We start from the raw sequence: 19,620 nt of genomic DNA, 5'->3' as shown, positions 1-19,620 counted from the left end.
TCGCTCCTCATTCCGCCTTGGTGTCCGCCGTGCCGCCGGGCGGCGGGGCGACGGGCTTCTTCGGCTTCTCCTTGTCGGCCTCGCCGGCAGCCTCGACCGCCTTGGCGGCGGGGGCGGCGGCAGGAGCCGGATCGCTCTTCGGCGGGGCCGGCGGCGCAGCCGCAGCGGCAGCCGGGGGCGGCGCGGCCGGCGCCGTCTCGCCCTTGGCCTTGGCGGCCAGCGCCTCGCGGGCCAGCGCCAGACCGGCGCCCTGCCCGACCATCGAGCCGTCGAACAGCTCCGGCGAGGTCAGCACGCGCAGCCCGGTGACGGGCGCGGAGGTGACGCGGCCGTTCTGCGGGCCGGAGGCGGGATGCTCGCCGCGCTCGAACGCGTCGAGGATCTTCTCCAGATCCGCCGGCGTCAGATCCTCATAGACATCCTTCCACACCTGCACCATCGGCGCGTTCACGCAGGTGCCGGCGCACTCGACCTCTTCCCAGGAGAAGTCGCCATTGGCCGAGAGATGGAAGGGCTCTTCATGAATGCGGCTCTTGCACACCTTCATGAGGTCGCCCGCGCCGCGCAGCATGCAGGGCGTGGTGCCGCACACCTGGATGTGCGCGCGCTTGCCCACCGGCTGTAGCTGGAACTGGGTGTAGAAGGTCGCGACCTCATAGACACGGATCGGCGCCATGCCGAGCATGTCACCGACATAGCGCATCGCCGGCTCGGACACCCAGCCGCCCGCCTGCTCCTGCGCGCGCATGAGCAGCGGAATCACCGCGCTGGCCTGACGGCCCGGCGGATACTTCGCGATGGTCTTCTCGGCCCAGGCGAGATTCTCGGCCGTGAACGCGAAGCTCTCGGGCTGAACCTCTTTTGGCGCAAGCCTACGGACAGACATGCCGTACCCTTCCGATCGAACCGCCTCCCCTCAGGGATCAGCGGTCCACTTCACCGAACACGATATCCAGCGACCCGAGGATCGCCGAAATATCCGCGAGCATGTAGCCGCGGCAGAGGAAATCCATCGCCTGAAGATGCGCGAAACCGGGTGCGCGGATCTTGCAGCGATAGGGCTTGTTGGTGCCGTCGGCGACGACGTAGACGCCGAACTCACCCTTCGGGGCTTCCACGGCGGCATAGGCTTCGCCGGCGGGAACGTGGAAGCCTTCCGTGTAGAGCTTGAAGTGGTGGATGAGCGCTTCCATCGAGCGCTTCATCTCGCCGCGCTTGGGCGGGACGATCTTGTTGTCGACCGCCGAGACCGGACCCGCTTCCTTCAGCAGCCGCTCGCAGCACTGGCGCATGATGTCGGCCGACTGCCGCATCTCTTCCATACGGATGCAGTAGCGGTCGTAATTGTCGCAGTTCTTGCCGATCGGAATGTCGAATTCCAGCTCGTCATAGCACTCATAGGGCTGCGACTTGCGCAGGTCCCAGGCCGCGCCCGAACCGCGCACCATGACGCCGGAGAAGCCCCAGGCCCAGGCGTCCTCAAGGCTGACAATGCCGATATCGACATTGCGCTGCTTGAAGATGCGGTTGTCGGTGAGCAGGCCCTCGAGGTCGTCCATGAAGGCCGGGAAGGTCTTGGTCCAGGCGAGGATGTCCTCGACCAGCTGACGGGGCAGATCCTGATGCACGCCGCCGGGACGGAAATAAGCCGCGTGCATGCGCGAGCCGGAGGCCCGCTCATAGAACATCATCAGCTTTTCGCGTTCCTCGAAGCCCCACAGCGGCGGGGTGAGCGCGCCGACGTCGAGCGCCTGCGTGGTCACGTTCAGCATGTGGGAGAGGATGCGGCCGATCTCGGAATAGAGCACGCGGATCAGCTGCCCGCGCTTGGGCACGGTGACGCCGAGCAGGCGCTCGATGGCGAGGCAGAAGGCGTGCTCCTGATTCATCGGCGCGACATAGTCGAGCCGGTCGAAATAGGGCACGGCCTGCAGATAGGTCTTCGCCTCGATCAGCTTCTCGGTGCCGCGATGCAGCAGGCCGATATGCGGATCGACGCGCTCGACGATTTCGCCGTCGAGTTCGAGGATGAGGCGCAGCACGCCATGCGCCGCCGGATGCTGCGGGCCGAAATTGATCTGGAAGTTGCGGACCTTGGGGTCGATCTTGCCGGGTGCGTTCATCGCTCGGACCTCACCTCAGCCCGCCTTCGGGGGCGTTGCCTTCTCGTCGCCGGGGAGCACGTAGTCGGGCCCCTCCCAGGGCGAGAGGAAGTCGAAGCTGCGGAATTCCTGCGCGAGCTTCACCGGCTCGTAGACCACACGCTTGCGCTCGTCGTCATAGCGCACCTCGACGAGGCCGGTGGTCGGGAAGTCCTTGCGCAGCGGATAGCCGTCGAAGCCGTAATCCGTGAGGATGCGGCGCAGCTCCGGGTGGCCGGAGAACAGGATGCCGTACATGTCGAACGCCTCGCGCTCGAACCAGAAGGCGCCGGGGAACACGGCGGTGGCGGAGGCCACCGGCGTCGTCTCGTCGGTCTCGACGCGGATGCGGATGCGGGCGTTCAGCGTCGGCGAGAGCAGGTGATAGACCACGTCGAAGCGCTTCTCGCGCTGCGGCCAGTCGACACCGCAAATGTCGATGAAGCTCACAAAGCGGCAGGACGGGTCGTCACGCAGGAAGCGCAGCACCTTGATGACCTCGGCAGCCGACGCCACCAGCGTCAGCTCGCCATAGGCCACGAGCACTTCCTCGACCGCGTCGGGAAGCGCTTCCTTCACATGCGCGCCCAGCTCTTTCAGCGTCTCGTCCATTTCGCCTCGAACCCTCAGCGCTCGATCGTTCCGGTACGGCGGATCTTCTTCTGCAGCAGCAGCACGCCGTAGAGCAGAGCCTCTGCGGTCGGCGGGCAGCCGGGAATGTAGATATCCACCGGCACGATGCGGTCGCAGCCGCGCACGACCGAATAGGAATAGTGGTAATAGCCGCCGCCATTGGCGCAGGAGCCCATGGAGATGACGTAGCGCGGCTCCGGCATCTGGTCGTAGACCTTGCGCAGCGCCGGCGCCATCTTGTTGGTCAGCGTACCGGCGACGATCATCACGTCGGACTGACGCGGGGAGGCGCGCGGCGCGAAGCCGAACCGCTCCACATCGTAGCGCGGCATGGATGTCTGCATCATTTCGACCGCGCAACAGGCGAGGCCGAAGGTCATCCACATCAGCGAGCCGGTGCGGGCCCAGTTGATCAGATCGTCGGTCGCGGTGACGAGGAAGCCCTTATCGGCGAGCTCCGCATTGACCTCGACGAAGAACGGATCGGTGGCACCGACCGGACGCCCGGTATTGGGGTCGATGATACCCTTGGCCGCCGGGGCGACGAGAGGGCTATTCGCGCTCAATCCCATTCGAGCGCTCCCTTCTTCCACTCGTAGACGAAGCCGATGGTCAGCACGGCCAGGAACACCATCATCGACCAGAAGCCGAAATTGCCCAGCTCCCCGAACGTGATCGCCCAGGGGAACAGGAAGGCGACTTCGAGATCGAAGATGATGAAGAGAATGGCGACCAGATAGAACCGCACGTCGAACTTCATGCGCGCGTCGTCGAACGCATTGAAGCCACATTCATAGGCCGACATCTTCTCCGGATCGGGCCGGCCGAAGGCGACCAGGAACGGCGCCACCAGAAGGGCGAGGCCGATGAAGGCCGAGACGCCGATGAAGATCACGACGGGCAGATAATCCTGAAGCAGGCTGCTCATGGATGGGATCCTCCCGGAACAGGATGGGTCGTCGGCCTTGGCGTCGCAGTTGCGAAATATTCAAAGCACGCGGCAGGCTTATCGCACGGACCTGACCGAGGCAAGGGCATCGCTCGGCAATCGCGCAGGTCTGGTATACAGAATTCACACCTTGCGGAAGCTGCCCCGCGCGGCGCGGCGATCCCCCGCGCAAACCCGTGAAATCGCGCGAATAACAGCGGATTTCGCTCAATTGCCCGCACCGCCTTGAGCCTCCTGATACCGGAGGCCCCAAGCGCGCGGACGAGGCGTTCCCGTGAGGCGGCCGGATCGGCAGGGCCAGCCGCAGCCCTGGTACGAGACGGCCCGTTTCTTCCGAAACGGCGGGCGCGGAGGGGGCCGAGAATCTCCGGGGTGAGACACTTGGTCCACCCCGGCGCCCTGCCCGCCCGGGTTCACCGGCTCCAGATGTCGGTGTCGATCTCGCCGGCGAGTTCCGGCATGGAGGCGGCGGTGAAGCGAGGCTTTTTCCCCGCCCGACGCTGCTGCAGATAATCACGGGTCAACCGCGCCACAAGGCCGGACAGCAGCACGATGGCGACGAGATTGACCGTGGCCATCAGCCCCATCGAGGCGTCGGCGGCATTGAACACCGTCGCCACCGATTCGTAGGCGCCCCAGACCACCATGCCGAGCACAGCCACCCGCAGCACCGCGCGGCCGACATGGCCGCCGATGCCGAGATAGACCAGCGCGCCTTCGGCATAGGAGTAGTTGCCGATGATCGAGGTGAAGGCGAAGAAGAAGATCGCCACCGCGACGAAATAGGTGCCGGCCCAGCCGATATGGTGGTTCATCGCCGCCTGGGTGAGCTGGGTGCCGGTGAGGCCGGAACCGGGCTCCAGCAGGCCGGAGAGCAGGATCAGGAACGCCGTCGCGGTGCAGATGAGAATGGTGTCGATGAACACGCCGAGCGACTGCACGAAGCCCTGGCTCACCGGGTGATGCGGGTCGGGCGTGGCGACGGCGGCGATGTTCGGCGCCGAGCCCATGCCGGCCTCGTTGGAGAACAGGCCGCGCTTCACCCCGTTGAGCATCGCCGCCGCCACAGAGCCGGCGACGCCGCCCGCCGCCGGCGCGAAGCCGAAGGCGCTGGCGATGATCAGCGAGAACATGGAAGGCACCTCGCCGATATTGATCGCCACCGCGAACAGCGCCATGCCGAGATAGCCGACCGCCATGAACGGCACGACGATTTCCGCCACCCGGGCGATGGCGGCGATGCCGCCGAAAATGATGATGCCGGTGAGCGCGGCGATGGCGACGCCGGTGCCGAGCTTGGGGAAGCCGAAGGCGCCTTCCATCGCGTCGGCGATGGAATTGGCTTGCACCGCGTTGAAGACGAGGCCGAAGGAGAGGATGAGGCAGACGGAGAACACCGAGCCCGCCCACGGCGCCTTCAGGCCCTTGGCCATATAGAAGGCCGGGCCGCCGCGATATTGGCCGTCCTCATCCTTGATCTTGTAGAGCTGCGCGAGCGTGCTCTCGGCGAAGGCGGTGGCCATGCCGAGCGAGGCGACCACCCACATCCAGAAGATCGCCCCCGGCCCGCCGAGATAGAGCGCGACGGCCACGCCGGCGATGTTGCCGGTGCCGACCCGCGAGGCAAGGCTGGTACACAACGCCTGGAACGGCGTGATGCCGGCATGGTCGGTCTCGCTGGACCCCATTACCGAGCGGATCATCTCCGGGAAATGCAGGATCTGGAGGAATTTCAGCCGGATCGTGAAATAGATGCCGACCGCCAGCAGGCCGTAGATCAGCACGTAGCCCCAGAAGATGGTGTTCAGAAAGTCGATGATCGTGTCCATGCCCGCCCTCCCGCTGAATCACCACGCCGGAGCGCAGTAAGAAGCTACCAGGCTACACGGGCGTTCATGCCGCTGTCACACGGGCATTCGCCCCCTGCCGCCTCGGGCCTGCGGCGTCCACAGGGCGCGCCGCTGCGCACGAGGGCTGTGCGGCCCGGTCGGTCACCCTACGGCGATGCGGGGAGCGCGCGGGCGCCCTACTCCATGATCTGCGGCGTGCCGCAATTGGGCGGCGCGCAGTCGGGCAGCTTGATCTCGGCTTCCTTGCCCTCCGGCGGCGGGCCCGGCAGCGGCACGAGTTCGCCCGTCAGCGGCTGCGGCGCGTCCGGACCGAGATCATTGACGAAGGGGTTGGGCGAGGAACTCTGGCCCTGGTTGTTCGGCGGCGGATTCAGACCGTCCTGTGCCAGGACCGGCGCGGCGGTGCCCGCCAGCAGCAGCGCGGAGGCCAAAAGGATGGCCGACGGGAATGCCTTGATCATGCGCCCTACCTCACACTCATCACCGGCGGCAAAACTATCAGCCCCGCCCGCCCGGCAAAAGACGGCATCGGCGCGAAAGCCCGCTCGCACGCGCGGCGTGGCAGCGAGGGCACGCTGTTGGCGGCGCAATCTATTCGAGGCGGAATGTTATGGAACGAGTTTTGACGCCCTCAGGCGCCGCCATTCGTGGCGAATGGCGGGAGTGACGGGGCTCGAACCCGCGACCTCCGGCGTGACAGGCCGGCGCTCTAACCAACTGAGCTACACCCCCCTGCGCGGGTCGGAAGCACCGGGCCCCGCAGCGAGTGAGCGGGGTGTTAAGGCACGCTCTTGCGGGTGTCAAGCGCGCCCTCCGAACAGCCTGTGAATAGTCTCAGCCCGGCAGGTGCGGCCGGCTTTTGGCGAGCACGCCATCCACAAGCGCCATCGCCGCGATCAGCAAAGGCACGGAAAGGAAAGTTCCGGCCGGCCCCCACAGCCAGCTCCACACCGCCATCGACAGAAACACCGCGAAGGGATTGAGCGAGACCCGCCGGCCGACAATCATCGGCGTCAGAATCTGCCCCTCAATGCTGGTGATGAACAAGAACGCCGCCGCCGGGAGCAGACCCTCAATGATTCCAGGAAAAGTGACCACGCCCGCCACGGCAAGAATCAGCGTCGTCACCGCCGGCCCGACATAGGGGACATAGTTCAGCACGCAGGCCAGCACGCCCCACAGCGGCGGATTCGGCATGCCGAGCGCCCAGGTCATCAGCGTGGTGGCGATGCCGAGGCCGATATTGATGAAGGTCGCGGTGAGCAGATAGGCGCCCAGCCGGTCCTCGATCTCGCGGAACACCCGCAATGCCGCCAGCCGCGTGTGGCGTGGCGTCATCACCTGCACCACCCGCCGCTTGATCTGCACCCGGCCGGCGAGGAAGAACAGCAGCGAGCCAAGGAACAGGATGAACTGGCCGATGACCGGGGTGACCATGCTGAGGACGCTTTCCAGCATCTTCGAATCAGCCACCTCGACAACCATCGGCGCCGCCTCCGTGGCACGGCCGAACGACTGGATCGACTTCACCACCGAGCCCAGGGTCTGCAGCACCGGCTTCAGCGCGGCGAATCGCTCCTTCATGATGGCGCCGATCTCCGGCGCACGGGCGCTCCACTCCGCCAGCGGGCCGGCAAGCGTCACGGCAAGCCCGTAGATGAGCGCGGCGATGCCGATCACCATCAGCAGCGCGCCGAGCCAGGTGGGCACGCCGCGCTTGGCCAGGCCCTCGATCGCCGGCCCGATGACACTGCCGATGATGACGGCCGCGACGATAGGGATGAGCACCGCGCTGGCAATCACGAGAGCGGCGGCGAGAATGACGATGCCGCTGGCGATCACCGCGATCTGGGTGCAGCGCCGCCACAGTCGCTCCGTCCGCCCCTCCGACGGCGGCCGGCGAGGCGCCACTGCCGAGCCGGCCACGCCACGCCCCATATCCATTACCGTCTCCTCCCACCCCGTCTCAGCGCCTCCCAACGTGCGGGTGGTATCGCCGGTTCCCCGGCTCCTCCATTGCATCGCGGGCATTTGGCGCTTATTGACGCCGGGCGTGGCGCTGACGGGCGGCCGGGCGCAGCGCGCCCTGCGGTCCCGAGCAAGGGAGAGTTGAACCTTGGGCACGGCCCAGCCTCAGAAAAATGCCGCCGCCGCGCCCCTGCGGGACGACCGGCTGCGCGAACGGGTGCTGCGCACCCTCGCCATCGAATCCAAGGGCCTTGCCGCGCTCAGCGCCGCCATCGAGGCGGAACTCGGCGACGCGGTGGAAAGCGCCATCGCGCTGATTGAAGGCGCGCGCGGGCGCGTCATCGTCACCGGCATGGGAAAGAGTGGCCATATCGGGCGCAAGCTCGCCGCCACGTTTGCCTCGACCGGCACGCCGGCGCTGTTCCTGCACGCCGCCGAAGCCAGCCACGGCGATCTCGGCATGGTGACGCCGGAAGACGTGCTGCTCGCCATTTCCTGGTCGGGCGAGACCTCCGAGCTCGGTGACATCGTTCACTATGCCGGCCGCTTCGCTGTGCCGCTGCTCGCCATCACCTCCAATGCCGAGAGCACGCTCGGCCGCGCCGCCGATGTCGCGCTGGTGCTGCCGCGCGTGGAGGAGGCCTGCCCCAACGGCCTCGCGCCCACCACCTCGACACTGATGCAGCTCGCGATCGGCGACGCGCTGGCGGTGGCGTTGCTGGAGCGCCGGGGCTTCTCGGCGTCCGATTTCCGCGTCTTCCATCCCGGCGGCAAGCTCGGGGCCCGGCTGCTGAAAGTGGCCGACATCATGCACCAGGAAGCGGAAATGCCGCTGGTGCGGCTCGGCACGCCGATGAGCGAGGTGCTGATCGAAATCACCGGCAAGCGCTTCGGCTGCTGCGGCGTGGTGGATGGCGAAGGCTGCCTCGCCGGCATCGTCACCGATGGCGACCTGCGCCGGCATATGAGCCGCGACTTGCTGGCCACGCCGGTGGAGAAGGTGATGACCGCCTCCCCCTTCGTCGTCGATCCGCTGGAACTCGCCAGTGCCGCGCTGGGGCTGATGAACCGGCGCCCGGTGCCGATCACCGTCGTCTTCGCGGTGGCGGAGGGCAAGCCGGTCGGCATTCTCCACATTCACGACATTCTGCGCGCTGGCGTCGTCTGACCCCCGTGCCCGACCCCAAGGAACAGTTCATGAGCGGCTCAGGCGCCAATTCCGTGGTTACCCCCAATTCCGTGGTTACCCTTGGCGATGTGCGCTTCGGCAATGACCTGCCGCTGGCGCTGATCGCCGGCCCCTGCCAGATGGAAAGCGCCGCGCATGCGCTGGAATGCGCCGCCGCGATCAAGGAGATCGCCACGCGCCGCGGCATCGGCGTGGTGTTCAAGACCTCCTTCGACAAGGCCAACCGCACCTCGATCAAGGGCGCGCGCGGCATGGGCCTTAAGGCCGCTCTGCCCGTCTTTGCCGAGATTCGCGAACGCTACGGCATGCCTGTCCTGACCGACGTGCACGAGAACGACCAGTGCGCGCCGGTGGGCGAGGTGGTGGATATATTGCAGATTCCCGCCTTCCTCTGCCGCCAGACCGACCTTCTCATCGCCGCCGCCGCCACGGGGCGGGTGGTCAATGTGAAGAAGGGGCAGTTTCTCGCCCCCTGGGACATGAAGAACGTCGTCGCCAAGCTGATCGAGAGCGGCAATCCGAACGTGCTGGTGACCGAGCGCGGCGTGTCCTTCGGCTACAACACGTTGGTCACCGACATGCGGGCGCTGCCGATCATGGCCGAGACCACCGGCGCGCCGGTCATTTTCGACGCCACCCATTCGGTTCAGCAGCCGGGCGGACAGGGCACCTCTTCCGGCGGCCAGCGCGAATTCGTGCCGGTGCTGGCGCGGGCGGCGGTGGCGGTCGGCGTTGCCGGCGTGTTCGTCGAGACCCATCCCGACCCGGACAAGGCGCCGTCGGACGGCCCCAACATGGTGCCGCTCAACCAGTTCGAGGACCTCGTCGCCCGGCTTCAGGCCTTCGACCGGGTGGCGAAGGACCGCGCCAACTAGAGCCTGATCCGATCAGGTTGAATCAACCTGATCGGCAAATCAGTCTCTAAATGATTGATAGAGAACGTTTTACCGATCTGATTGCGGTGCAATCAGATCGGAACGTGCTCTAGCGCGCGGCCCGGTCGGCGCGGGCGGCCTTGGCCAGCGTGCCGGCGCCGCGCCAGAGCCGCCACAGCCGCAGGAAGGCCGGCGCCGGTGGCACGCCGGTGAAGGGATCGTGCGGCCGCTCCAGCCGGTCGAGATCGCTAGGTACCAGCGTCAGCGGCAGGAAGGCCGGCAGTTCCGCCGCCGGCACACCGGCGAGCGCCGTCATCGCCGCCCGATGGTGCCGGCGCGCCAGCGCCCGCAACGCGGCGAGCACCTCCCCGAGCGCGGGACTGGCCACCCCCGACACCGCGTCCTCGCGGGTTAGCCCGTGGGCGGCAAGCAGATCGAGCGGCAGGTAGCACTGGCCGCGCCGCGCATGCACGGGGAAGGCCCGCAGCAGCCCGGTAACGGCATAGGCCACCCCGGCATGGCCGGCCGCTTCCGCCGAAGCGGCGCCCGCCTGCGGCGACAGTACCAGCGTCGCGAGGCGGATCAGCGCCGAGGAGGTCTCCCCGGCATAGCCTTCGAGATCGTTCACCGTCGGCATGGCGTCGTCATAGAGATCGAAATGCCGCGCCTCCAGCAGCGCCTCGAAGCTGGCGCGCGGCAGGCGGTGGGTGGCGATCGCTTCCAGCAGCGCCGCCGCCACGGGGTTGGCCTGCACCTCGCCCTGCCCTTCGCCCGCCAGCGCGTCCCGCCACCATTGCAGCCGCACCTCGCCGGCGAGCGGGTTGGTGATCGCCTCGCGCACCCGCGCCACTTCGGCGTTGAAGGCGTGCAGTGCGAACAGCGCGCCGCGCCGCTCGACGGGGGCGAACAGGTCGGCGACGTAGCGGTCGCGGTCGAGGTCGCGCACCAGCGCCGCGCAATACTCCGTCGGCGTGGTCAGGCTCGGACGGCTCATGTGATGGGTCCGGAAGGGTTGGCGTGAGGCGGCCGCGCCTCAGGGCAGCGCGAGCAGCGCGGCGGCGACCGGGCGGCCTTCCGCCAGAAGCACATTATAGGTCGAGGCGGCCGAGCGTGTAGGGAGGGTGTCGACCGAGAGCCCGGCATCGCGCAGCCGCCAGCGCAGCGCCTCGGGCAGCGGCCAGGGATCGACGCCGGTGCCGATCAGCAGCAATTGGAAGCTGCCCGCCTCCGCGAAGACGCGGGCGAGAGCCGCCTCATCGATCTCGCGCGGCTCCAGCGGCGCCCAGGCATGGATGCCGGAGGGCAGCGCGAGGATGGAGCCGGCCGAGGCCATGCCGGCGAAGTGGAACGCGCCGCGCGCATAGCCGTCGATCGGCACCTGATACGGGAGATGGGCGTCGGGCGTCGCCATCAGCCGGCCTTCCGCTTGCGGACGCCCGCGCTCACGGCGCGAGGCGTTCCGCCTTGGTGTTGGCGCTCTTGGCTTCCTTCTCCGCCTTTTCCGCCATCGCCCGGGTGGAGACCCCGAGATAGATGAGCAGCGGCGAGGCGATGAAGATGGAGGTGTAGGTGCCGACCAGCACCACGCCGAACATCATGGTCACCGAGAAGGAATGGATCGCCCGGCCGCCGAACAGCACCAGCGCCAGCAGCGCCAGCGTCACCGTCACATGGGTGATGACCGAGCGCGACAAGGTGGAGTTGATCGAGGCGTTGAGCAGTTCCTCGGTCGGCATCTTCTTGTAGCGCCGCAGCATTTCACGGATGCGGTCGTAAATGACGATCGTGTCGTTCAGCGAATAGCCGAGAATGGTCAGCAGCGCGGCCACGCTGGTCAGGTCGAAGTCGATCTGGAAGATCGCCATGAACCCGATGGTGAGCACGATGTCGTGGAAGTTGGCGATGGAGGCGCCGAGGGCGAACTGCCACTCGAAGCGGAACCACAGGTAAACCAGGATGCAGAACACCGCCATCATCAGGCCGACGATGCCGTAGCTCAGCAATTCCTGAGAGACGCGCGGGCCGACCACTTCGACGCGGCGATACTCCACACCCTCGCCGAGCGCGGCCCGCACCTTGCCGACCACGGCCTGCTGCGCCTGCTCGCCGCCCGGCTGCTGGGCGACGCGGATCAGCACCTCGCCGTCATTGCCGATCTCCTGGATCTGCACTTCGCCAAGGTCGAGCGACTCAAGGCGGGAGCGGACATCGGAGATGTTCAGCGTGTTGTTGGCGTAGCGCACCTCAAGCAGCGTGCCGCCCTTGAAGTCGATGCCGAAGTTCAGGCCCAGGAAGAAGAACGCCAACAGCGCCACGATCGACAGCAGCGCCGAGATCGGGAAGCTGATCCGCCGGAAGCGGATGAAGTCGAAATTCGTGTCGTCCGGAACGATGCGGAGCAGACGCATGGAAGCTCGCCTTTCTCAGATCGGCACGCGCTGGGGGCGCTGCCAGCGCACCCACAGCGCCACCATAAGGCGGGTCAGCGTGAAGGCGGTGAACACGGTGGTGATGATACCGATGCCGAAGGTGATGGCGAAGCCACGCACCGGACCGGAACCGACATAGAACAGCACCGCCGCCGCGATGAAGGTGGTGATGTTCGAGTCGAGGATGGTCGCCAGCGCGCGCGAGAAGCCCGCGTCGATGGCGGAAATCGCCGAGCGTCCGGCCCTCGCCTCCTCGCGGATGCGCTCATAGATCAGCACGTTTGAGTCCACTGCGATGCCGACGGTGAGCACCACGCCGGCAATGCCGGGCAGGGTCAGCGTCGCCCCCAGCATGGCCAGCACGCCGAAGATCATGCCGACATTGATCGCGACAGCGATGTTGGCGATGACGCCGAACAGCCCATAGGTCGCCACCATGAACAGCGCCACCAGGGTCGCGCCGACAATGGAGGCGATGAGGCCGGCCCGGATCGAGTCCGCGCCGAGGCCGGGACCGACGGTGCGCTCTTCCACCACCTGCAGCGGCACCGGCAGCGCGCCGGCGCGCAGCAGGATGGCGAGATCATTCGCCTGCTGCACGGTGAAATTGCCGCTGATCTGGCCGGAACCGCCCATGATCGGCTCGCGGATGACCGGCGCGGAGATCACGTGGTTGTCGAGAATGATGGCGAAGGGCCGGCCGACATTGGCCTGCGTCGCCTCGGCGAAGCGGCGGGCGCCGTTGGTGTTGAAGCGGAAGGTGACCACCGGCTCGCGCGTCGTCGGATCGAAGCTCGGCTGCGCGTCGGTGAGGTCCTCGCCGGCGACCAGCACGCGCTGCTCGATCAGATAGGGAACCGGCGGGTTGTCCTGGGAATAAAGCACGTCAGTGCCGGCCGGGGGGCGCCCCTGCAGCGCCTGCTGCGCGCTCATCGTGTTGTCGACGAGGCGGAAGCTCAGCTGCGCGGTCTGGCCCAGCAGCGCCTTGAGGCGCGACGGGTCCTGCAGGCCGGGCACCTGCACCTGGATGCGGTCGGCACCCTGGCGCTGGATCGACGGCTCTGTGGTGCCGAGCTGGTCGATACGCTTGCGGATGATCTCGATGGACTGCGACACCGCCTGAATGGTGCGCGACTGGATGCCCGCCGCGGTGGGCGAGAGCGAGATGGTGTTGCCATCGCGCGAGACATCGGTGTCGAGCTGGCCGCTGGTGGACATCGCGCCGCCGAGCGGCTGGGCAAGGCCCCGCAACTGGGTCAGCGCCGCGTCGACATCCTGCCCATCGCGGACGCGCACCTGCACCGCGTCGCCCTGAATGGCGAGGCCGGTGTAGCCGATCTTGGCATCGCGAAGCACGCGACGGGCGTCATCGCGCAGATGCTCAAGGCGGATCTTGCGCACGGACTGGGCGTCGACCTGCAGGACGATGTAGGACCCGCCCTGAAGGTCGAGGCCCAGCACGATCTTGCGCTGGAGGACATGCGGCAGGCTGTCATAGGCGGATTGCGACAACAGGCTCGGCACGGCCATCAGACAGATGATGGCCGAGACCGCCAGGATCGCGAACGCCTTCCATTTCGAGAAGTAAAGCATGGGGTTCCTTCCGGCCGCGCGAACGGCTACGGCCGCAAGAGGTCAGCGCTCAGGACTCGGTGTCTTCCTTGGCCGGCTCGCCCTTGGCGCGAACCTCGGAGATCATGCCACGCAGCTGGCGGATCTTCACGCCTTCAGAAAGCTGCAGCTCGATCTCGCTGTCGTCGATCACCCGGGCGACCTTGCCGATGAGACCGCCCGAGGTGACGACCGTGTCGCCACGACGCACGCTCTTCACCATTTCCTGATGCGCCTTCACCTTCTTCTGCTGCGGACGCAGAATCAGGAAGTACATGATCACGAAAATCAGCACGAAGGGCAGCAGCGACATCAGCATGTCGGTACCGCCGGCGGCGGAGGCGGCCTGCGCATAGGCGGGCGTAATCAACATGTCGGTTCCTTGTCCGTCGATCGAAGGCGGGCGAAAGGCCCGGCGAAGCGGCGCGGACTATACTGAGGCGCCCGGCGATTGCAAACGCCCTCACCGCACTGTGCGCGGCATCCGGCGGGCAAAGCGTACCCGGCGTTACGGTTCTTCTTGTCCCCCGCCTCGGCACGGACTATTCCCCCATGCGGAGGAGCCTCACCATGACGCACACACCGGATGATCTCGGCGCCGTTCTCACCCGCATTGCCGAGGCGCTCGAACGCATCGCCCCCGCCCGCCCGGCAACGGCGGATTTCAACGCGGCCGACGCCTTCATCTGGCACGCGGATGAACGCCGGCTTGAGGCCGTGCCGCGTGTCAGCCGGGTCGAGATGGACCTGCTCAAGGGCATCGAGCGCACCCGCGACCTGCTGCTCGACAACACGCTACGCTTCGCCCGGGACCTGCCGGCCAACAATGCGCTGCTGTGGGGCGCGCGCGGCATGGGCAAGAGCTCGCTGGTGAAGGCCGCCCACGCCTCTGTGAATGCCGAAATGGCCCGCGAAGGTAAGCCGCCGCTCAAACTGGTGGAAATTCACCGCGAGGACATCGAGACCCTGCCCGCGCTGATGAGCCTGGTGCGGCCGGCGCCGTTCCGATTCGTCATCTTCTGCGACGACCTGTCCTTCGACGCCGACGACACCTCCTACAAGTCGCTTAAAGCGGTGCTGGAAGGCGGTATCGAAGGCCGGCCGGAGAATGTGATCTTCTACGCCACCTCAAACCGCCGCCACATCCTGGCGCGCGAGATGGTGGAGAACGAGCGCTCGACCGCGATCAATCCGGGCGAGGCGGTCGAGGAAAAGGTTTCGCTCTCCGACCGTTTCGGCCTGTGGCTCGGCTTCCACAAATGCAGCCAGGACGATTATCTCGCGATGATCGACAGCTATGTCGCGCATTTCGCGATTCCCATCGCGCCGGAAGTTCTGCGGCAGGAGGCGCTGGAATGGTCCACCACGCGCGGGGCGCGTTCGGGGCGGACGGCCTGGCAATATGTGCAGGATGTCGCGGGGCGGCTGGGCGTGTCCCTGTCGGAACCGCCGGCCGCCCCGCGCTGACCGGCGCCAAGGTCCAAACGTCGCGCCGGAAACGAATGGCGGAGCGCTGCGGCTCCGCCATGAAATCTAGTCTTACGCGAGGGGTGACAGGTCAGAGGCCGGCAAGGTACTGCGACGGATCGACCGGCTGCGAGCCCTTGCGGATCTCGAAATGCAGCTGCGGCGAGGAGACGTTGCCGGTCTGGCCGGCCTTGGCGATCACCTGCCCGCGCTTGACCGTGTCGCCCTTCTTCACCTCGAGCGCGCTGTTATTGGCATAGGCGGTCACCCAGCCATCGGCGTGCTTGATGAGGACGAGATTGCCGTAGCCCTTCAGCTCGCTGCCGGCATAGGCGACGACACCGTCCTCGGCGGCCTTCACCGCCGTGCCTTCCGGCACCGAGATGTTGATGCCTTCATTCTGCTGGCCGCCCGGCTTCGGCCCGAAGCCGGAGATGACGCGCCCGCGCACCGGCCAGCGGAACTGCGGACCCGCAGCGGCGGTGCGGATTTCGTCCGGGGTCTCGGAGGGCTTGACGGCGGCGATGGTCTGCGGCTTCGGCGCCGCATTCGCCTGGGCGACCGGTGCGGGAGTGGCGGCCGGCGTGGCCGGCGCGGTGGCGACGACGGGGGTCGGCTTCGGCGCCGCCGGCGTGGCGGCGGGCTTCGGCGCGGCGGCGATCACCGCCCCGCCCGAGGCGCCCGGAATGGTCAGCTTCTGGCCGATGCGCACCATGGTGTTGAAGTCGATGCCATTGGCATTGGCGAGTTCGGTGCGCGTCAGGCCGTAATTGCGGGCGATGGAGCTCAGCGTCTCGCCCGGCGCCACCACATGCGAACCGCCGGAAGCCGCGACCTGCGGGGTGCGGACGGGGGCGGGTGTGGCGGCGGCGAGAGGCTGCGGCTGGCTGCCATAAAGCGGCTGCGTTCCGCCATAGCCGGGCTGGGCGGGGACGGGCGAGGAGAGATGCGTCGGAGCCGCGGCAACCTGGGTGGGAGCCGGCTGGACGGGCGCGCCATAGGGAGAGGTCGCCACCGGCGCGCCATAAGCGGGGGCACCGTAGGGGGACTGCGCGCCATAGGGGGCCGGCGCGGCACCGGGCGCGGGGTAAGCGCTCGCCTGCTGACCGACCGGGGCCAGCGGCACACCATTGCCGGGCGCCGCCGCCATGGGCGCGCTCTGCACCGCGCCGGTCGGCGCCGCGGCGACGGAGCCGGTATAAGTCGGCTGCGAGGCGAAAGGATTGCTGTTCGGATTGGCGCTGAACCTGGCGGAATCGGCACTGCACGCGGCCATTCCCGCTGCCATCAGAGCGACGGCGGAAATCCGCATGAGGGGACCGGCACCGGACACCTTCAGAAACTTACGCATCGCACCCCACCCGAACGCTGGACTCGGGATGATTAATGCGGCGTACAGGTAAACAGCCGCTTAAGCGGACCCGTACACATCAGGAAAAATGGCGGATTCCCGGCATTCTCAGAGCACTACCGCGACACCCGCGAGCATCGGCACGAAGCGCACGCGCGCCAGTTCGCGGGTCTCCAGCCCCTGCAATCCGCGCCGATAGCGCATGAGAGTCTGCGTCGCCTCGGGCGGCCCGACCGGGGCCACCAGAATGCCCCCCATGGCCAGTTGCTCGAACAGCGCCGGGGGCACTTCTTCCACGGCAGCGGTGAGGATGATGCGGTCGAACGGCGCGCGTTGGGGGGCTCCCTCGCGTCCGTCGGCGACCAGCACCTCGACATTGGCATAGCCGAGCGCGGCGAGTCGCCGCGCCGCCGAGTCCGCCAGGGTGCGGAAGCGCTCCAGCGTCACCACATGGCCGGCGATACTGGCGAGGATGGCGGCCTGGTAGCCGGAGCCGGTGCCGATTTCCAGCACACTGTGCGAGGGCCCCAGTTCAAGCGCCTCGGTCATCAGCGCCACCACGGTGGGCTGGCTGATGGTCTGGCCGCAATCGAGCGGCAGAGCGAGGTCGCGCCAGGCGATGGGGCGGAAGGCCGGCTCGACAAAGCGTTCGCGCGGCACCTGCTCCATGGCGCGCATGACCTGCCACTCGCGCATGCCGCGCTTGCGCAGCGCCAGCAGCAATTCGGCGCGCTGCAGATCCTCGCTTATCTCGGCGCCGCTCACGGGCGACCTCCCCTGCCCTGCCCGGAACGCCGGGCCTCCGGCTCAGCGCAACTTCGCGGCCGCGGAGGGCTTGGCGAAGACCTGCGCCAGCCGCGTCATCATCGGCTCGTCGGTCATGTCGAGGCGCAGCGGCGTGACGGAAATGCAGCCCTCGTCCAGCGCGTGCAGGTCCGAGCCGTTGACCGTGTCGAAGATACGCTTCTCGAAGGCGATCCAGAAATAGGGGTTTCCCCTTCCGTCATGACGCGCGTCGATGCGCAGCAGGTCCTGGTCGCGCCGGCCCTGCGCGGTGACGGCGATGCCGCGCACCTCGTCCACGGGGCGGTTGGGGAAGTTCACATTGACCACGATGCCGGGCGGAATGCCCTCTTCCAGCAGCGTGCGCACCACCTGCGGGCCCCAATGTTCGGCGACATCATAGGGCGGCGCCTTGCGGGTCTCGAAGCCATAGGCCTGCGACAGGGCGATGGAGGGGATACCGAGCACCGTGCCTTCCATCGCGCCGGCCACCGTGCCGGAATAGCCGACATCCTCGGCCACGTTCTGGCCGCGATTGACGCCGGAGAGCACGAGATCGGGCTTGTGGTCGGCGAGGAGGTGCCGCACCGCCATGATGACGCAATCGGTGGGGGTGCCCTTCACCGCGAAGCGCTTCTCCTCCACCTGCCGCAGCCGCAGCGGATCGGACAGCGAGAGCGAATGCGACACGCCGGACTGGTCGGTCTCCGGCGCCACCACCCACACATCGTCGGACAGCGCCCGGGCAATGCGGGCGCAGGCGTCCAATCCCGGCGCGTGGATGCCGTCGTCATTCGTCACCAGAATGCGCATGCTGCTCCTCAGTTCTTCACTCGGCGTTCTCCCGGCCGACGGCGGAGCCGCCATGCCGGGTTCGCTCTCCATTCGGCACACGATCCCGGAGCGGCCTTCGGCCGTCCGGGATGACGGCGGTTCAGGCGCGCTCGATCCGCGTCAGCCCGCCCATATAGGGCACCAGCACGTCCGGCACCGCGACGGAACCGTCCTCGTTCTGGTAATTCTCCAGGATCGCCACCATGGCCCGGCCGACCGCGACGCCCGAACCGTTGAGCGTGTGCAGGTAGCGCGGCGCCTTGGCGCCCGCCGGGCGGTAGCGCGCATTCATCCGCCGCGCCTGGAAATCGGTGCAGGTGGAGCAGGAGGAAATCTCGCGGAAGGCGTTCTGGCCGGGCAGCCAGACTTCGATGTCATAGGTCTTGGCCGAGGCGAAGCCCATGTCGCCGGTGCAGAGCGTCACCACCCGGAAATGCAGGCCGAGCTTCTTCAGCACCGCCTGCGCGCAGGCCAGCATGCGCTCATGCTCGTCCGCCGATTGCTCCGGCGTGGTGATGGAGACCATCTCCACCTTGTTGAACTGGTGCTGGCGGATCATGCCGCGCGTATCGCGCCCCGCCGACCCCGCCTCGGCGCGGAAGCAGGGGGTGAGCGCGGTGAAGCGCAGCGGCAGCTCTTCCTCGGAGAGGATGGACTGGGCGACGAGATTGGTCAGCGGCACTTCGGCGGTGGGGATGAGCCAGAAGTCCTCACCGGCGCGGAACTGATCCTCCCGGAACTTCGGCAGCTGGGCGGTGCCGAACATCGCCTCGTCCTTGACCAGCACCGGCGGCGCCACTTCCGTGTAGCCGTGTTCCTCGGTGTGGGTGTTGATGAAGAACTGGCCGATGGCGCGCTCCAGGCGGGCCAGCTTGTTCTTCAGCACCACGAAGCGAGCGCCGGAGAGCTTCGCCGCCGCCTCGAAATCCATCTGGCCGAGGCCTTCGCCGATCTCGAAATGCTGCTTCGGCACGAAGGGAAAGCCGATCTTCTGGCCGACGAGCGCGATCTCGACATTGTCGTGCTCGTCCTTGCCCTCGGGCACCACATCGAGCGGCACGTTGGGAATGGCGGCAAGCCGGTTGTGCAGCTCGGCCTCGGCCGCCTTCACCTGCTCTTCCAGCGCGGGAATGTCGGTCTTCAGCGCGCCGACCTCGGCCATCAGCGCCTCGGCGCGGTCGTTCTCGCCCGCCTTCTTGGCGGCGCCGATCTCCTTGGAGGCGGCGTTGCGGCGGGCCTGCAGCTCTTCCAGCCGGACGATGCCGGAACGGCGGGTCTCGTCGAGGGCGATCAGCCCTTCGACCAGTGCCTGCGCTTCTGAGGCGTCGGTGCCGCGCCGCACCAGCGCGTTGATGAGCCCGTTCGGCTCTTCGCGGATCCACTTGATGTCGTGCATGGCAGTCTCGCCTTCAAACGCGCCGCTCCCGGCCTCACGCCGGAACGTGAGGGACGTAGCCAATCGGGACGGCGGGGACAAGGGCGGGAGCGCCGAAAGCGCGTAGGTGCGTGCTTCGAGGCTCGCTTCGCTCGCAAACGTCAT

20 protein-coding genes and 1 tRNA gene are annotated in these 19,620 nt (G+C 67.4%); 3 read left to right on the top strand and 18 right to left on the bottom strand.

Going from position 1 to position 19,620, the window contains the following annotated elements; translation table 11 throughout:
* Positions 1–7 precede the first annotated feature (7 nt).
* The 9 genes from nuoE to ACP2AH_RS20035 form a co-directional block, all read right to left on the bottom strand.
* Complete coding sequence (gene nuoE / locus ACP2AH_RS20075) at positions 8–886, bottom strand: NADH-quinone oxidoreductase subunit NuoE (RefSeq protein WP_425107420.1); 879 nt, start codon at positions 884–886, stop codon at positions 8–10.
* Positions 887–923: 37 nt separating this feature from the next.
* A complete protein-coding gene (locus tag ACP2AH_RS20070; RefSeq protein WP_425107418.1) occupies positions 924–2,123 on the bottom strand; it encodes an NADH-quinone oxidoreductase subunit D in 1,200 nt (399 codons plus the stop codon).
* A 15-nt stretch (positions 2,124–2,138) separates the two neighbouring features.
* A complete protein-coding gene (locus ACP2AH_RS20065) occupies positions 2,139–2,753 on the bottom strand; it encodes an NADH-quinone oxidoreductase subunit C (RefSeq protein ID WP_307018086.1) in 615 nt (204 codons plus the stop codon).
* Between the two features lie 14 nt (positions 2,754–2,767).
* Complete coding sequence (locus tag ACP2AH_RS20060) at positions 2,768–3,346, bottom strand: NuoB/complex I 20 kDa subunit family protein (protein ID WP_213372402.1); 579 nt, start codon at positions 3,344–3,346, stop codon at positions 2,768–2,770.
* Positions 3,337–3,702: an NADH-quinone oxidoreductase subunit A gene (locus ACP2AH_RS20055; protein WP_244376387.1), complete on the bottom strand. Its 366-nt coding sequence runs from the start codon at positions 3,700–3,702 to the stop codon at positions 3,337–3,339. Before ACP2AH_RS20055 ends, ACP2AH_RS20060 begins: the two co-directional genes overlap by 10 nt.
* Positions 3,703–4,136: 434 nt before the next feature.
* Positions 4,137–5,552: an alanine/glycine:cation symporter family protein gene (locus ACP2AH_RS20050; protein WP_425107417.1), complete on the bottom strand. Its 1,416-nt coding sequence runs from the start codon at positions 5,550–5,552 to the stop codon at positions 4,137–4,139.
* A gap of 197 nt (positions 5,553–5,749) precedes the next feature.
* The gene (locus ACP2AH_RS20045) at positions 5,750–6,034 is read right to left on the bottom strand and encodes a hypothetical protein (protein WP_425107416.1); all 285 of its coding nucleotides are present in this window, start codon (positions 6,032–6,034) and stop codon (positions 5,750–5,752) included.
* 194 nt (positions 6,035–6,228) lie between these two features.
* A tRNA-Asp gene (locus ACP2AH_RS20040) sits at positions 6,229–6,305 on the bottom strand.
* 102 nt (positions 6,306–6,407) lie between these two features.
* Positions 6,408–7,517 (bottom strand): AI-2E family transporter, encoded by a 1,110-nt coding sequence (locus ACP2AH_RS20035; RefSeq protein ID WP_425107415.1) that lies wholly within the window; start codon positions 7,515–7,517, stop codon positions 6,408–6,410.
* 172 nt (positions 7,518–7,689) lie between these two features.
* Here ACP2AH_RS20035 and ACP2AH_RS20030 point away from each other — a divergent pair, with 172 nt between their 5' ends.
* Together ACP2AH_RS20030 and kdsA are read left to right on the top strand one after the other, a co-directional pair.
* Positions 7,690–8,709: a KpsF/GutQ family sugar-phosphate isomerase gene (locus tag ACP2AH_RS20030; protein ID WP_425107414.1), complete on the top strand. Its 1,020-nt coding sequence runs from the start codon at positions 7,690–7,692 to the stop codon at positions 8,707–8,709.
* A gap of 29 nt (positions 8,710–8,738) precedes the next feature.
* A complete protein-coding gene (kdsA, locus tag ACP2AH_RS20025; protein WP_425107413.1) occupies positions 8,739–9,605 on the top strand; it encodes a 3-deoxy-8-phosphooctulonate synthase in 867 nt (288 codons plus the stop codon).
* A 109-nt stretch (positions 9,606–9,714) separates the two neighbouring features.
* Here the strand turns inward: kdsA and ACP2AH_RS20020 are convergent, their stop codons facing one another.
* Genes ACP2AH_RS20020 through yajC form a run of 5 tightly spaced genes read right to left on the bottom strand, consistent with a single transcriptional unit; the run spans position 9,715 to position 14,018 of the window.
* Positions 9,715–10,599 carry a phytoene/squalene synthase family protein gene (locus ACP2AH_RS20020; RefSeq protein ID WP_425107412.1) on the bottom strand — a complete coding sequence of 295 codons (885 nt, stop codon included), beginning with the start codon at positions 10,597–10,599 and terminating at the stop codon, positions 9,715–9,717.
* A 39-nt stretch (positions 10,600–10,638) separates the two neighbouring features.
* A complete protein-coding gene (locus ACP2AH_RS20015; RefSeq protein WP_425107411.1) occupies positions 10,639–11,016 on the bottom strand; it encodes an Mth938-like domain-containing protein in 378 nt (125 codons plus the stop codon).
* A 31-nt stretch (positions 11,017–11,047) separates the two neighbouring features.
* Entirely contained in the window at positions 11,048–12,013 is a 966-nt protein-coding gene (gene secF, locus ACP2AH_RS20010; RefSeq protein WP_425107410.1) for a protein translocase subunit SecF, read from the bottom strand.
* Between the two features lie 15 nt (positions 12,014–12,028).
* Positions 12,029–13,627, bottom strand: coding sequence for a protein translocase subunit SecD (gene secD / locus ACP2AH_RS20005; protein ID WP_425107409.1), 1,599 nt, complete (start codon positions 13,625–13,627; stop codon positions 12,029–12,031).
* Positions 13,628–13,676: 49 nt separating this feature from the next.
* Positions 13,677–14,018 carry a preprotein translocase subunit YajC gene (gene yajC, locus ACP2AH_RS20000; RefSeq protein WP_425107408.1) on the bottom strand — a complete coding sequence of 114 codons (342 nt, stop codon included), beginning with the start codon at positions 14,016–14,018 and terminating at the stop codon, positions 13,677–13,679.
* A gap of 197 nt (positions 14,019–14,215) precedes the next feature.
* Here yajC and ACP2AH_RS19995 point away from each other — a divergent pair, with 197 nt between their 5' ends.
* Positions 14,216–15,112, top strand: a complete 897-nt coding sequence (locus ACP2AH_RS19995; RefSeq protein WP_425107407.1) for an ATP-binding protein — start codon at positions 14,216–14,218, stop codon at positions 15,110–15,112.
* Positions 15,113–15,203: 91 nt separating this feature from the next.
* Here the strand turns inward: ACP2AH_RS19995 and ACP2AH_RS19990 are convergent, their stop codons facing one another.
* From ACP2AH_RS19990 to serS, 4 genes are all read right to left on the bottom strand, one after another.
* Complete coding sequence (locus ACP2AH_RS19990; RefSeq protein ID WP_425107406.1) at positions 15,204–16,463, bottom strand: peptidoglycan DD-metalloendopeptidase family protein; 1,260 nt, start codon at positions 16,461–16,463, stop codon at positions 15,204–15,206.
* A 108-nt stretch (positions 16,464–16,571) separates the two neighbouring features.
* Positions 16,572–17,228: a protein-L-isoaspartate(D-aspartate) O-methyltransferase gene (locus ACP2AH_RS19985; protein WP_244376375.1), complete on the bottom strand. Its 657-nt coding sequence runs from the start codon at positions 17,226–17,228 to the stop codon at positions 16,572–16,574.
* Between the two features lie 42 nt (positions 17,229–17,270).
* On the bottom strand, positions 17,271–18,059 hold the full coding sequence (surE, locus tag ACP2AH_RS19980) for a 5'/3'-nucleotidase SurE (RefSeq protein WP_425107404.1): 789 nt from the start codon (positions 18,057–18,059) through the stop codon (positions 17,271–17,273).
* Positions 18,060–18,180: 121 nt separating this feature from the next.
* A complete protein-coding gene (gene serS / locus ACP2AH_RS19975) occupies positions 18,181–19,476 on the bottom strand; it encodes a serine--tRNA ligase (protein WP_425107403.1) in 1,296 nt (431 codons plus the stop codon).
* Between the last annotated feature and the right edge of the window lie 144 nt (positions 19,477–19,620).

Origin of the sequence: Ancylobacter sp. (assembly GCF_965249975.1) — a bacterium.
In the GTDB taxonomy this organism is placed as follows: domain Bacteria; phylum Pseudomonadota; class Alphaproteobacteria; order Rhizobiales; family Xanthobacteraceae; genus Ancylobacter.
The sequence above is the reverse complement of the archived record's forward strand: the minus strand, read 5'-3'. Positions and strand labels throughout refer to the sequence as shown.